At 62.0% G+C, this 12,839-nt stretch carries 14 protein-coding genes; 6 read left to right on the forward strand and 8 right to left on the reverse strand.

What is annotated here, in order from left to right; all coding sequences use genetic code 11:
• Positions 1-115 precede the first annotated feature (115 nt).
• The 6 genes from Q0072_RS05795 to chpT all read right to left on the reverse strand — a co-directional run bounded on the left by Q0072_RS05795 (position 116) and on the right by chpT (position 6,310).
• On the reverse strand, positions 116-958 hold the full coding sequence (locus Q0072_RS05795; RefSeq protein ID WP_298327032.1) for a protein-glutamate O-methyltransferase CheR: 843 nt from the start codon (positions 956-958) through the stop codon (positions 116-118).
• Complete coding sequence (locus Q0072_RS05800) at positions 955-2,175, reverse strand: chemotaxis response regulator protein-glutamate methylesterase (protein ID WP_298327036.1); 1,221 nt, start codon at positions 2,173-2,175, stop codon at positions 955-957. The genes Q0072_RS05795 and Q0072_RS05800 overlap by 4 nt, the downstream gene beginning before the upstream one ends.
• Before the next feature lie 14 nt (positions 2,176-2,189).
• The gene (locus Q0072_RS05805; RefSeq protein ID WP_013478135.1) at positions 2,190-2,555 is read right to left on the reverse strand and encodes a response regulator; all 366 of its coding nucleotides are present in this window, start codon (positions 2,553-2,555) and stop codon (positions 2,190-2,192) included.
• Positions 2,556-2,630: 75 nt separating this feature from the next.
• Positions 2,631-3,074: a chemotaxis protein CheW gene (locus Q0072_RS05810; protein ID WP_013478136.1), complete on the reverse strand. Its 444-nt coding sequence runs from the start codon at positions 3,072-3,074 to the stop codon at positions 2,631-2,633.
• An 8-nt stretch (positions 3,075-3,082) separates the two neighbouring features.
• Positions 3,083-5,479 carry a chemotaxis protein CheA gene (locus Q0072_RS05815; RefSeq protein WP_298327044.1) on the reverse strand — a complete coding sequence of 799 codons (2,397 nt, stop codon included), beginning with the start codon at positions 5,477-5,479 and terminating at the stop codon, positions 3,083-3,085.
• A 126-nt stretch (positions 5,480-5,605) separates the two neighbouring features.
• Positions 5,606-6,310 (reverse strand): histidine phosphotransferase ChpT, encoded by a 705-nt coding sequence (gene chpT, locus Q0072_RS05820; protein WP_298327047.1) that lies wholly within the window; start codon positions 6,308-6,310, stop codon positions 5,606-5,608.
• 274 nt (positions 6,311-6,584) lie between these two features.
• Here chpT and cysK point away from each other — a divergent pair, with 274 nt between their 5' ends.
• From cysK to Q0072_RS05850, 6 genes are all read left to right on the forward strand, one after another.
• A complete protein-coding gene (gene cysK, locus Q0072_RS05825; protein ID WP_298327050.1) occupies positions 6,585-7,571 on the forward strand; it encodes a cysteine synthase A in 987 nt (328 codons plus the stop codon).
• Positions 7,572-7,683: 112 nt separating this feature from the next.
• Positions 7,684-8,958 (forward strand): DUF2336 domain-containing protein, encoded by a 1,275-nt coding sequence (locus Q0072_RS05830; protein ID WP_298327053.1) that lies wholly within the window; start codon positions 7,684-7,686, stop codon positions 8,956-8,958.
• Positions 8,959-9,294: 336 nt separating this feature from the next.
• Positions 9,295-9,801 (forward strand): PAS domain-containing protein, encoded by a 507-nt coding sequence (locus Q0072_RS05835; RefSeq protein WP_126422670.1) that lies wholly within the window; start codon positions 9,295-9,297, stop codon positions 9,799-9,801.
• Positions 9,802-10,219: 418 nt separating this feature from the next.
• Positions 10,220-10,597, forward strand: a complete 378-nt coding sequence (locus tag Q0072_RS05840) for a helix-turn-helix domain-containing protein (protein WP_298327058.1) — start codon at positions 10,220-10,222, stop codon at positions 10,595-10,597.
• Complete coding sequence (locus tag Q0072_RS05845) at positions 10,597-11,154, forward strand: hypothetical protein (protein WP_298327062.1); 558 nt, start codon at positions 10,597-10,599, stop codon at positions 11,152-11,154. The genes Q0072_RS05840 and Q0072_RS05845 overlap by 1 nt, the downstream gene beginning before the upstream one ends.
• 142 nt (positions 11,155-11,296) lie before the next feature.
• Positions 11,297-11,668, forward strand: a complete 372-nt coding sequence (locus Q0072_RS05850) for a hypothetical protein (RefSeq protein ID WP_126422676.1) — start codon at positions 11,297-11,299, stop codon at positions 11,666-11,668.
• Between the two features lie 15 nt (positions 11,669-11,683).
• On the opposite strand, the gene Q0072_RS05855 is transcribed toward Q0072_RS05850, so the two are convergent.
• Positions 11,684-12,097, reverse strand: coding sequence for a SufE family protein (locus Q0072_RS05855; protein WP_298327065.1), 414 nt, complete (start codon positions 12,095-12,097; stop codon positions 11,684-11,686).
• A 45-nt stretch (positions 12,098-12,142) separates the two neighbouring features.
• A partial coding sequence (locus tag Q0072_RS05860) for a HAMP domain-containing sensor histidine kinase (protein ID WP_298327068.1) occupies positions 12,143-12,839 on the reverse strand: 697 nt, incomplete at its 5' end.

Below are 12,839 nucleotides of genomic sequence, written 5' to 3' on the forward strand. Positions count from 1 at the left end.
GCCGAAGATGCTGACCGCATCCGGCCGTTGAAGAAACGAGAATGTCTCATATGTGTCAGTGACATGAGACATTCTCGAATGGAATACCAAGAGTCATTTTCAATGACCCTTGGTATCAGCTACCGAACTTGCGCACCGGCTGGGCCCCTACGGCCTGATTCTTGATATAGAGGCCGCGCATCCCCGCCATCGGCTTGAACACATCAGTGATGCCGAGCACGGTTTCCGCCGCACCAAGGAACAGGTAGCCGTCATCGGCCAGCAGGGTGGCCATCTGCTCCAGCACGCGCTTCTTGGTTTCGATATCGAAATAGATCAGCACGTTCCGGCAATAGATCACGTCCTGACGACCGACGGAGCGCAGGTCATCGAGCAGGTTGAGCTTCTTGTAACGCACAGCCTGACGGATCTTGGGCGAGATGCGCCACATTTCGTCGATCTTCTCGAAATGCTTGACCATCATTTGGATGGGCAGGCCGCGCTGCACCTCGAACTGCGTATAGAGGCCCGCCTGCGCCTTTTCGAGGCAGCGTTCGGAAATGTCGGTGGCGAGGATGTCGAGATTGACGCGCGGGAACTGCGCGCGCGACTCTTCCATCATCATGGCCAGAGAATAGGGCTCCTGACCGGTCGAGCAGGCGGCGCACCAGATCTTGATGTCGCCGCTGCGGGCCTTGGCCAGTGCGGGCAGGACGTCGGATTTGAACTGATCAAACGGCGTCTTGTCGCGGAAGAAGAAGGTCTCGTTCGTCGTCATCGCGTCGGTGACGGTATAGATCAGCTTCTCGTCGCGCTTGGTGCGCAGGGCCGTCAGCAGGGCCGCGACATTGGCATAGCCTTCGCGGCGCGCCACAGGGGCCAGACGGCTTTCGATCAGATAGGTCTTGTCCGAGCCAAGGATCAGGCCGGAGCGTTGCTTCAACAGGGCGGCAAGGTGTTCGGTATCTTCCGGGGTCATATTATTCTCTCACCTTTGGCGATGGCCCGGCACGTCTGCGCCAGACCGTCGATGGGTTTTATAAATTCGGCCAGACCGGCTTCGGCGACGGCGCCGGGCATCCCCCAGACGACCGACGACTTTTCGTCCTGCACCATGACGGTGGCATTGACATCGACCAGAGCGCGCGCACCGTCACGGCCATCGTGGCCCATGCCGGTCAGCACGACGGCGACGACGTTCTTGCCGTACAGTTCTGCGCCGGATTTAAACAGCGGATCGACCGCCGGGCGGCACCAGTTGACGGGGGCCGACTGATCGAGGCGAAGCGACGGCTGACCGGGTGTGCCTTTCAGCGTCATGTGGAAGTCGCCGGGCGCGATATAGATATGGCTGCCTTTCAGGCCCATACCGTCCTGCGCTTCGACCACGGTCTGAGGCAGGGCCTTGTCGAGGTGTTCGGCGAGGATGGTGGTAAAGGTCGAGGGCATGTGCTGAACGATCAGCACCGGGATGCGCCAGTCGGGGCCAAGACCCGCGAGGAAGTTGCGCAGGGCCGGGGGGCCGCCCGTGGAGGCACCGACCAGCAGGATGTCGCAACGGCGCGGGCCGGTCATGGTCCGCACACGCGGTGCGGCGGCCACGTGGCCGTTCGGCGTTGCCGGTGCCGGTGCCGGTGAGCCGGCCGGGCGGTCGATGCGGCGGATCGGCGCGACGATGCCGGGGGTGGGGGTATTAAGGTTAACCGGGGCGCTGGGGGCCGTGGTCGAGGCACCGGCGGCGGCGGCATTGGGCCAGGCGCGCGTGCGACCACACAGGGCGCGCACCTTGGTCAGAAGCTCGCTCTTGAAGCCGTCTGCCCCGCCGATGCGGGCGGAGTCAGGCTTCGGCACATAGTCGGCGGCCCCCAGTTCGAGGGCGCGGATGGTCACCGAGGCCCCGCGCGTCGTCAGGGTCGAGGCCATCAGGATCTTCAGGCCCGGCTTGGCCGCCAGCATCTTGGGCAGGGCTTCGAGGCCGTTCATGTTCGGCATCTCGATATCAAGGATCAGCACATCGGGCTGAAGCTCCTTGAGCTTGTCGATGCCCTTCTGGCCGTCCGTGGCGGAGCCGACGAGGACCATGTCGCTTTCCGCTTCGATCCAGCGCGTGACAAGGCCGCGCACGACCGCCGAGTCATCAACGATCATCACCCGCAGGGGGCGCAGCGATACCGAGGGATTGGGGTTAAGCGACATACGCTGGGAATACCTTAGATAAGGCCGACTTCGGTGAACTTGGCTTCGAGGATTTCACCGTCGAAGGGCTTCATGATGTATTCCGAAGCGCCTTCGGTCAGGGCCTCGGTGATGTGAGCCAGATCGTTTTCAGTTGTGCAGAAGACCACGACGGGGTCGGTGCCGCCCTCTTCCTTGCGCAACTGACGCAGGAAGGTGATGCCGTCCATGACCGGCATGTTCCAGTCGAGCAGGATGGCGTTGGGCATGGACGACTTGCAGTAGTTGAGGGCTTCGAGGCCGTCATTGGCCTCGGCCACTTCAAACTGGAGGTTTTCCAGAATGCGACGCGCCACCTTGCGGATAACGCGGCTGTCATCGACGACGAGGCAGGTTTTCATATCGCTTTTTCCTGAGCCCGTAAGCGCAATCCGAAAAGTGGGCACCGCTTTTCGGAGTCAATCACGCAGCAAACCTTAGGCGGCCTTGAGGTGGGCGGCGTCCAGAAGGGTGTGCGGGTCCAGAACTATCAGAAGTTCCTTTTCCAATTGATAAACGCCGACGATAATTTCGGCCCAGCGCGGCGGCAGGTTGCCCGGCGGGGCGTGGAACTTTTCATCGTCCAGCTTCAAGACCTCATCGACCGAGTCAATGACCAGGCCGTAGGAATCGCCATGCACTTCGAGACCGATAGCCAGCGGTTCCGGCGCATCGGCTGGGCGCGGCGACAGGCCCAGACGACGGCGGGCGCAGACGGCGGTAACGATACGGCCGCGCAGATTCAGCACGCCGGCGATTTCGGTGCGCGACAGCGGCACGGGCGTCAGGCCGCGCGGATGGAAGACATCATGGACGCGGGCGGCATCGACGCCAAACAGCTGGCCACCGACACGCAGGGTCACGTAATCACGGATACTCATAATGAACCTCAGGCAGCTTCGGTGATAAGGTCTTGGGCGGGCTGACGGCGGGCGTGTTCGGCCAGACCGCGCAGCAGGTAGTGATCGACGTCGAGGATTTCGCAGGCGCGACCGGTGATGACGGCGGTGCCGCGCACGCCCGGACGATCCGGCGACAGTTCGATATTGAGAAAGTCTTCGACCACATCGACGATCTCATCGACGGCCAGAGCCATGGCATAGCCCTCGCCGGTGAAGACCAGCAGCGGCTGAATGTCCTGCTCCTTGAAGCCGTAAGCATCGGCGACGTTGAGGATCGGCATCAGCTTGCCACGGTATTGCAGCGCGGCACGGCCATCCATGCGCTCGATCTTTTCGGCTTCGATGTGTTCGAGGCGCGTAATGTGCTCCAGCTCGACGGCCTTCGGGGCACCGCCACCGGCGCGGAACAGCAGCATGGCCACCTTCTGGCCCTGCGCGCTTTCGGCGATAGCGTCTTCGGCGGATTCTTCGACTTTTTCTTCCAGCATGTTGCCAGCGCGCTCGGACAGGGCGTTCGGATCAAGGATCAGCACCACCGAGCCGTCGCCCAGAATGGTCGCCCCGGAGAAGATGTCCACGTCGCGCAGGATGGAGGCCAGCGGCTTGACGACGATTTCTTCGGTGTCCAGAACGTCATTGACAACGAGGCCGTAGCGGCGCTCGCCCACCTGAATGACCATGACGAAGGTGGCGTTTTCTTCGGTAGCGGCTTCCAGTTGCAGCGTCGGCCCAAGCTGCACCAGCGGCAGTAGCTTGTCGCGCAGACGCAGGACGAGGGCGTCGTTGATCTTTTCGATCTTGTGCTCGGCATTGGTACCGGTGCGGACCAGCTCCATGACCGAGGTTTGCGGCACGGCGAACTTCTGACCACCCGCACCGACGATCAGGGCCGAAACAATGGCCAGCGTCAGCGGAATTTTGATGGTGAAGGTCGTGCCCTGACCGGCGATCGAGTTGAGGTCGATCTGACCGCCGATCTGCTCGATATTGGTGCGCACCACGTCCATGCCGACGCCGCGACCCGACAGGTTGGTAACCTTGGCCGCTGTCGAGAAGCCCGGCGCGAAGATGTAGCGGTGGATCTGCTGATCGTTCATGCCGTCCACTTCGGCACGCGTCGCCAGACCCTTTTCGACGATCTTTTCACGGATGCGCGCGGTGTTCAGGCCGCGACCATTGTCCGAAATGCGGATGACGATGTAGCCGCCTTCGTGGAAGGCCGCCAGCTTCACCTGACCATTGGCGGGCTTACCCAGCGCAATGCGTTCTTCGGTGGGCTCAAGGCCGTGGTCGGCCGAGTTGCGCACCATGTGGGTCAGCGGGTCGCGGATCAGTTCCAGAACCTGACGGTCCAGTTCCGTGCCTTCGCCTTCCATGATCAGGTCGATCTTCTTGCCCAGTTCGTGCGACAGGTCGCGCACCAGACGGGGCAGCTTTTTCCATGCCGCGCCGATGGGCTGCATGCGCGTCTTCATCACGCTGTCCTGCAATTCGCCGGTCAGGGTGGACAGGCGTTGCAGCGGGGTGGCGAAGGCCGAGTCTTCGCGGTTACGCGAAATCTGCAAAAGCTGGTTGCGGGTCAGAACCATTTCCGACACCAGCGTCATCAGGCCTTCCAGCACATCGACCGACACGCGGATCGACTGGGTGGTGGCGATGCCGCCGTTTTCGTCACCCAGCGCCGCCGCCAGTGCGCCGGACGGGGCCTCAACCGGTTCGGCCTTGGGGGCCGCCGCGACAGGGGCCTCGATCTTCGGCGCTTCGATCTTCGGTTCGGGTTTGGGCTCGGCCTTGATTTCGGCCACGGGTTCCGGTTCCGGATCGCTCATCCAGTCGGGGGCTTCGGCGGCGAGGAAGGCGGCTTCCAGTTCGTCGAGCGAGACTTCGCCCGGACGCAGCGTGCGTTCCAACTCCGGCTTGACTTCGGCGATGACGACTTCGGGGATATCGGCATTGATCGGACGGTCGGGGACCTGAACCGGCTGAACGGTTTCGATGGCCACTTCGCGACCTTCGGCCATGGCCTCCAGTTGCGAAATCAGGTCATCATCGTCGCCGTCGGGCTCATTGCCCGTCTGCTCAAGACCATTGAGGATCAGCTTGATGCGGTCGATGGAGTGCAGAACCAGCGTCACCGCCGTCGGCGTGACCTCCAGCTTGCCATCACGGAAGCGACCCAGCAGGGTTTCACCGGCGTGGGCCACGGCTTCGAGGCGACCGAGCCCCAGGAAACCGCAGGTGCCCTTGATGGTGTGCACCAGCCGGAAAATATTATCGAGCGTCTTTCGTTCGTTCGGGTTGGCCTCGAACTTGACCAGTTCACTATCGACCACCTCAAGGCTTTCGGCCGTCTCGGTCAGGAATTCCGCAATCAGATCGTCCACTTTACACCCCGTCAGAACACTATGGCCGACCCTGAAATGAGGGCGTGGGTCGGACCTTTGACCGCCCATCATCAGATGGTTTGGTTAAAGGAGTGTTTGCAGAAAGGGCTGGAAACGTGAACTTTGTTATTTTTTTGGAAGAACGATCTTAATGCCGAGTGAATCCGGCGCCAGAGTGACCTCAAGCGTGCCGCCGGCCTCCTGCACGACGCTGTGCAGCCAGAAGGGCTGAATCCATTGTCCGCTCAGGCCATCCGACAGGGGCTGACCGCTCAGGCCCTCAACCGCTTCGGGTTTCAGGCGCGCGCGCGGGCCATTGGATTGCGCCGTCAAAGTGATGGCCTCATCCGTCTCTTCGCGGCGAAGGGTCGCAGTGCCCCCGGTCGGCAAGGCGTTACCGGCAATATAGCCGAGGTTCATCAGGGCGCGGGCCGCCGGCTTTTCGAACACGACCTCATCAGCCACGTCGAAATCGAGCGTGGCGCGCATGGTCGAAAAGACATCGGACAGGGTCTTGTTCAGTTCCTTGGCCGAAAAGGCTTCGGCCGAGGTCGCCGCACCGAAGGCCACACGGGCAAAGTGGACCAGCGTGACCAGCTTGGTCGCCGAGGTCTGGATCAGGTTGACCGCATCGTCGCGCATGTCCTGCGCCGACGGGTCGCTGAGCAGGTCAAGGCCCGAAATAATGGCCCCGGTCGGCGAGATGAAGTCGTGGCACAGCTTGGCCACCAGTTGCGTCGCCAGTTCGTGCGGATTGGGCAGGGGCGCGACCTTTGCCGGAGCTTCGGTTTCGGAACCCTGTTCAGGCGTCGTCAGCGAAAGGTCATCCATGGTCTTTAAAGTCTCTGCGTTGGGGCCGGGAGTTTAGGCAGTTTAGTTCTGATCGCGCCATGTGTGAGGTGATTTGCCTTATCAGGAAACACCCTTGCGGCTATAATCCATAAAATTCGCATGACGAACGCTGAGGTGCGACCTCGCGCCTCTGGTCAGGCGATCCCAACTTCTGTAGGGCTGGGGCGCACAAAATACCCATACCCTTCCGGTTAGCCCACGCGGGACGCCGACCCGGATAAGTCAGATCATAACCCGTTACGGAGGTTTTTTCATGCCCGACACGCAACCGCAATCGACGGCCTCGCGCTATGCCCGCAAAGGCCGCGGCAAGGTGTTTGAATCCATTCTCGACACGATCGGCGATACGCCGCTGGTCAAGCTGCCGCGTCTGTCGGCCGAATACGGGGCCAGGGCGACGGTTTTGGCCAAGCTGGAGTTCTTCAACCCGCTGGCCTCGGTGAAGGACCGTATCGGCGTGGCCATGATCGAAGCGCTGGAAGCGACGGGGCAACTGAAGCCCGGCGGGGTTATCATCGAGCCGACCTCAGGCAATACCGGCATCGCTCTGGCCTTTGTCGCTGCGCAAAAGGGTTACGAACTGATCCTCGTCATGCCGGAATCCATGTCGCTGGAGCGCCGCAAGATGCTGGCGCTGCTGGGCGCGCGCCTTGAGCTGACCCCGGCGGAAAAGGGGATGCGCGGAGCCGTCAACCGCGCGCAGGAACTGGTCGCCGCTACGCCGGGCGCCGTCATGCCGCAGCAGTTCGAAAACGCGGCCAACCCGCAAATCCACCGCATTTCGACGGCCGAGGAGATCTGGAACGATACGGATGGCGCGGTCGATGTGCTGATCTCCGGCGTCGGTACGGGCGGCTCGATCACCGGCATCGGTCAGGTGCTGAAAGAAAAGAAGGCCTCGGTCGAAGTCGTCGCGGTTGAGCCCGAAGCCTCGCCCGTCCTGTCGGGCGGTGAGCCGGGCCCGCACAAGATTCAGGGCATCGGCGCGGGCTTTGTGCCGGGCATTCTGGACAAGGGTGTCATCGACAAGGTCGAGAAGGTGTCGAATGACGACGCCTTCGCCACCGCGCGTCAGGCGGCACAACTTGAAGGTCTGCCCGTCGGTATTTCGTCGGGTGCGGCGCTCAAGGCGGCCTTCCGTCTGGCGGCACAGGACGCCTATGCGGGCAAGACCATCGTGGTCATCATCCCGTCGTTTGCCGAGCGGTATCTCTCCACGGCGCTTTTCGACGGGCTTTAATGTCAGGCCGCTCCCCTGAGTACAGGGGAGCGGCTGACTATGATGAGGTTCGGGGGTGGGGTTCGGGGTCGGCTTTAACCTCTTTTAACACCTCGCTAGGCATAGTGCGCCCATGAGCACGTCCCCCGACTCGCAAGCCCTTGGCCCGGAAGACGAGATGTCCGTTGATGACGGACTGATCGCGGGTGGTGTGCGTGCCGACGAGGCCCCTGAACAGGTCTTCCCGGCGCGTCAGACCCTGCTGAAACGGCTCGCTGACGTCGTCTGTCTGCCGGAAACGCGGGTCAATGCCTTTGAACGCGCGGTGACCGCCGACCTGCTGGTTGAAATGCTGCGCGAAGCGCAAAAGGGCGAGCGCCTGCGCGTGGCGCGCCGTCTCAGCAAGCTGAGCGAAGTGCCGCACACGCTGGTGCGCCTGCTGATTACCGATGAGCCTGAGATCGCCCGCTTCCTGATCGAGGATTGCGACTCGCTGGCTGAAACCGATCTGCTCTATTGCATTCGCCGCGGTACGCCGACCCACTGTCGCTTTCTGGCGGCGCGTAAATATATCGGCCCCGTGGTGGCCGAAGCCCTGACCGACACCGGCGATATCGACACGGTCGAGCAGTTATTAAAGAACCGCACCTCCACCCTGTCGCAGGGCGCCATCGAGGCGGCGGTGTCGCTCAGTCAGGACGCGCCCCGACTGGTGCCGCATCTGATCCGGCGGCTGGAACTGCGCCCCAGCTCGGCCTATGTGATGTTCTGGTGGGCCGATGCCGATGTGCGTCGCGTCATCCTGAGCCGCTTTGCCGTCAACCGCGAAGTGATGCAGGATTCCGCCGGCGATGTGTTTGCTATGGCCGCTAAAGAAAAGTGGAGCGACCCGCTGGCGCGTAAGGCCCTGCAATTTATCGAACGCCGTCAGCGCAACCGCGAGGCCCTGAAAAAAAGCCCGTTCGCCAGCCTGGAAGCCGCCATTGCCGAGGCGGCGCGCAGCGGCATGACGCGGCACACGGCCGAGGAAATCTCTTACCTGTCGGGTATCAAGCCCTCGACCGGAGCCAAGATCCTGCGGGATGGCGGCGGTGAGGCGCTGGCCGTTCTGTGCAAGGCGACGGGGCTGAAAAAGGCCGATCTGCGCAACCTGTGGCGGGCCCTGCGCCGTCCGGGGCAAAAGGACGGGGAGGTGCATCCGGACCTTGAGCGCGTTCTGGTCGTCTATGACACCCTGGCCGTGGATCGCGCCCAGACGGTGCTGCGCTACTGGAACTGGTCGCTCTCTTCGGCCCTGACGCCGATGATGATCCGCGCCCTGTCGCAAGGGGAGTCGATGGAAATAGACGCTTTGTCCGTACCGCAACGCGCCGCCATGCTGGCTTTTGCACAGGACCTGAAGCGGTAACCTCCGAAACGGGCTGGCGATAAATATAGAATCGCCTCACGCGACCCGCCGCACAAGACTCGCCAAAGTACCAGACGGCTCAAAGCGTGAGATTTTGCCGCTTTATTGACCTCATAAACAGATACGGGCGGCATTTTGTCACAAAACGCCCGGTGTGGTGAGAACAAAAGGAGTCTAAATCCTGCGGGCCGTATCCCTAAGACCGCATCTGTGGATAGGCGGCGGCCTTAACCGGGTTTAAATCTCTGGTTAACCCTTTTTTGCTTGCCAAGGAATCACTGATTAAGAGAAGGTGAAGATCAGTGATTCGTATACGGGGCAAGGTTTCAGGCGATTATGACGGGCATGGCAGCGGAAATGCTGAGCGCTTTGCGCATGCACGAAGAGGTCTTCCGTTACTGGAAGAGCCTGCGCCGCCCCGGACGCCTGCCGTCGCGCGCCGACATTGATCCGTGCAGTGTGCGCAAGCTGTTGCCGACCATTTCCCTGATTGATGTGCTGGCCGACGATCCGGCCAATGAACCTGAGCGCTTCCGTCAGCGTCTGGCCGGCACCGACCTCTATACCGCCTACGGCATGGAGATTACGGGCAAGTCGTTCACCGACATCTATGGCCCCGAAGAAGCGCGCTACTGGGCCGAAGAGCTCACCTTCGTGGTGCGTACACGCAAACCCGGCGTCGGGCTGCACTCGATGGCGTGGCGGGGTTCAAAATCGCTGAGCCTGTTCTGGCTGCGTCTGCCTCTGGCCTCGGACGGGGTCAATGTCGATATGATTCTGGGCCATGATGCCCTGATCGGACAGCCGGAACTGACCGGCCCCAGCGGCATCCGCGCCGCCTGATTTTTTTTGTCATCGCGATTTTGGCTTTGGCGCAGGGGACGAATTAACTTTCGCGATCTTCCTCCTCCCCATTCTATGGGGAGGTGCCGAGTTTACGAGGCGGAGGGGTATCTTACGGACGCTAATACCCCTCCGTCAGCGTCGCTTCGCTCGCTGCCACCTCCCCATAGAATGGGGAGGAGAAAAGAACCGCGTTAAATTTCAAAATGTCATCCCAGCCTAACTCAGAGGACGAATCGCCTCTGCGCGCGGGGGTTTTGCCGCGGTCATCTGGCCATCTATCCCCCTACCTAAGGGCGAAAAATAGGCTTAATTGCCCATATTTTCACTTGAAATAGGAAAACTATCCTCTCAATATCCGCCTCGCTTAACATGAGAACAAATTGGCAACATTTGAGTCTCGTGAAAGGGGATCGTGATGAAACGGAGGGTGCAGACAGAGGCGGAAATCGTCGCGGAGGCGCAGGCGGACCTGTCGCAGGCCGACTATGTGATGGGCTTGGTGTCGGTGGTGACCGGCGTGCCGCTCAGCGACATCCGCGCCATGGATCGCAAGGATGCGCGCACAGCGCGTGCCCGACAGTTGTGCATGTATCTGATTTCGGTGGCCTGGCAATGGCCGCTCTACCGCATCGGAGCCGCCTTTGGCCGCGACCGCACGACGGTCGGCCATGCCTGTCGCAGCATCGAGGATTTGCGCGACAATCGCCTGTGGGACGAGCAGATCGAGCGGCTGGAGGCCTGTCTGCTGGACATGCCCTCTGGGCTGGCCCTGCCGTGCCGGAGGGCCGCCTGATGCGCGGCACACCCGAAGCCCTGCGCGAGCGGCTGAAAGCGGCGGGGGCGCACCTGAAACCCGTGGCGGGCGGTTACGAACTGCGCCTGAGCGCGGATGGCCGCCGCCGGGCTGTGGATCATCTGAGTGCCGCAGACCTGCGCGCCGTGCAGGCGTTAGGGCCGCTGACCCGCCATGCCGACGGGCGGTTCAGCCTCATGCCGCCGCCGGATGATCTCAGCGGCCTGATCCGCGAGGGCTATTTTGACCGTCTTCAGTTGCTGGCGCTGGATCAGTGGCGGCGCGACCACGCCACCGCCTATGCCGCCGACCGGCTGACTCAGGACTGGCGCCGCTTTGGTGGCGGGGGGCGCTCTACGGCGGCCAGCGACCTGCCGCTCTATCGTCTTCAGGCGCGTCGGCGCTGCGAAGAGGCGAGGGTGGCGCTGGGCGATCTGGCCGGGCCGGCGCGTCGGGTGGGGCTGGAAGACTGGCCTTTGTCGCGGGCGGCCTGTGCGCCGGAAGCATTAACGGAGGCCTTTACTCGCCTGTCTGGTTATTATCGCATCGGCGGTTAACCCATTCATGTACCGCAATGAAACGAAAATACCGAAAACTATAGCATGGATAATACACTGTTAACAAAAACCGCGGTTACCCGGTTGACCTTGGCAAATCCAGCGCAGAGGATATATCCACAGTTCGGGAAAAGGACACATTATGTCTGAAGACAAGGCCACCCCCACCACGGTGACTCCGCTCAAAAACCCTCCGCGTAACACGCTGGACAAGCCGCTGCGCCACGTGGTGTCGAACGAAGAACTAGACGCCTTGTGCGAAGTGCGGCGCGAATACGTGACTGAGTATGTGTGGGGCGCGGTCGGTGTGGCTATCGGCACCTTGCCCGGCACAGTGGCCCTGCTTTATGGCTATCTGACCTCCGGCACGGCCTATGGCTTTCGCCCGGAAGGGCTCATTCAGTTCGGCCTGTTCTGCGCCGCCCTGTCGGTCATCGGCAGTATGGGCATGATCGCTCAGCGCCGCGCCCGTCGCCTGCGTGATATCGAAGCCGATATCCGCATGCGGGCCTAACCCTTTTCAGACGGATCAGGCCGCCGCCTGCTTCAGGCGTTCGACCATCGAGATCAGGCCATTGGTGCGCTGTGACGACAGGGCCTCATCCAGCCCCAGACGGGTCAGGGTGTCGCGGATCGAAAAGTCGCGCACTTCGGCGCGCGGCAGGCCGTTCAGCAGCCGCACCAGAATGGCGATCAGCCCCTTGACGATATGGGCATCGGAATCGCCGCGGAAACGCAAGATACCGTCGCCACTGTCATCCATCATCAGCCACACCTGAGACGCGCAACCGCGCACGCGCGTCACGTCGTTGCGTTCGGCCTCGCTCAGCGGGGCCAGTGTTTTTCCCAGGTCGATAATATAGCGATAGCGGTCTTCCCAATCGTCGAAGAGGTCGAATTCTTCGAGCAGGTCGCTCAGGCGGGCGTCGAATGTATCGGTCATGCCGTCGCTATAGCGCGTTAGCCGGTCGCGATTCAAACCCAAAACTCAGCGCCGTTTCAGTCGCACCGTGGCTTTCAGGCCGTTGCGTGGGTCCGATTGCACCGAAAAGCCGCCGCCCATCGCCTCCGAGGCCAGTTTGACGATCGACCAGCCCAGCCCCGCGCCTTCACGACTGCGGTTATAGTCGCTGGCCCCCTGTTCGAACGGCCGCATCAGGCGCGGAATATCGGCGGGGTCGGGGGCCTTGCCCGGATTGAAGACAGCGATATCGACAAACTCGCCATCCGGTCGGGCGGTGATTTCGATGTCGCGGCCTTCGGGCGTAAAGTCGATGGCATTACCGATCAGGTGATCGAGACACAGGCCAAGGCCACGCGGGTCAAAGCGCGCACTCAGTTCGGCATCGGTCAGGCCGGGCAGGATATTGACGCTGCGGGCCCTAGCGCAGGCCGCGTGACGGCGCGCTGCGTCGTGGATATGCGGCGGAAGGGTTTCGATCTCCGGGCGCAGCAGGCCCGGCTCGCTCTCCAGCCGCACCAGCTCCAGCACATCATTGAACAGGCTGAGCAATTTCTTGCCGCTATCGCGGATAATCCCGGCATATTCGCTGTATTGCGGCGCGCCCAGAGGCCCGTAAAGCTCATGCGTCAGCACCTCGGCAAAGCCGATGATCGAGTTGAGCGGGGTGCGCAGTTCGTGGCTGACCATGCGCATAAAGGCACGCTTGCCGAAGTCGCTCTCC

The sequence above is a fragment of the Asticcacaulis sp. genome (assembly GCF_027484505.1).
Taxonomy (GTDB): domain Bacteria; phylum Pseudomonadota; class Alphaproteobacteria; order Caulobacterales; family Caulobacteraceae; genus Asticcacaulis.

Excerpts from the sequence above, each read along its gene's own strand:
- Q0072_RS05795 (WP_298327032.1), bottom strand. The coding sequence starts at position 958 with ATGACCCCGGAAGATACCGAACACCTTGCCGCCCTGTTGAAGCAACGC.
- Q0072_RS05800 (WP_298327036.1), bottom strand. The coding sequence starts at position 2,175 with ATGTCGCTTAACCCCAATCCCTCGGTATCGCTGCGCCCCCTGCGGGTG.
- Q0072_RS05805 (WP_013478135.1), bottom strand. The coding sequence starts at position 2,555 with ATGAAAACCTGCCTCGTCGTCGATGACAGCCGCGTTATCCGCAAGGTG.
- Q0072_RS05810 (WP_013478136.1), bottom strand. The coding sequence starts at position 3,074 with ATGAGTATCCGTGATTACGTGACCCTGCGTGTCGGTGGCCAGCTGTTT.
- chpT (WP_298327047.1), bottom strand. The coding sequence starts at position 6,310 with ATGGATGACCTTTCGCTGACGACGCCTGAACAGGGTTCCGAAACCGAA.
- cysK (WP_298327050.1), top strand. The coding sequence starts at position 6,585 with ATGCCCGACACGCAACCGCAATCGACGGCCTCGCGCTATGCCCGCAAA.
- Q0072_RS05830 (WP_298327053.1), top strand. The coding sequence starts at position 7,684 with ATGAGCACGTCCCCCGACTCGCAAGCCCTTGGCCCGGAAGACGAGATG.
- Q0072_RS05835 (WP_126422670.1), top strand. The coding sequence starts at position 9,295 with ATGACGGGCATGGCAGCGGAAATGCTGAGCGCTTTGCGCATGCACGAA.
- Q0072_RS05840 (WP_298327058.1), top strand. The coding sequence starts at position 10,220 with ATGAAACGGAGGGTGCAGACAGAGGCGGAAATCGTCGCGGAGGCGCAG.
- Q0072_RS05845 (WP_298327062.1), top strand. The coding sequence starts at position 10,597 with ATGCGCGGCACACCCGAAGCCCTGCGCGAGCGGCTGAAAGCGGCGGGG.
- Q0072_RS05850 (WP_126422676.1), top strand. The coding sequence starts at position 11,297 with ATGTCTGAAGACAAGGCCACCCCCACCACGGTGACTCCGCTCAAAAAC.
- Q0072_RS05855 (WP_298327065.1), bottom strand. The coding sequence starts at position 12,097 with ATGACCGATACATTCGACGCCCGCCTGAGCGACCTGCTCGAAGAATTC.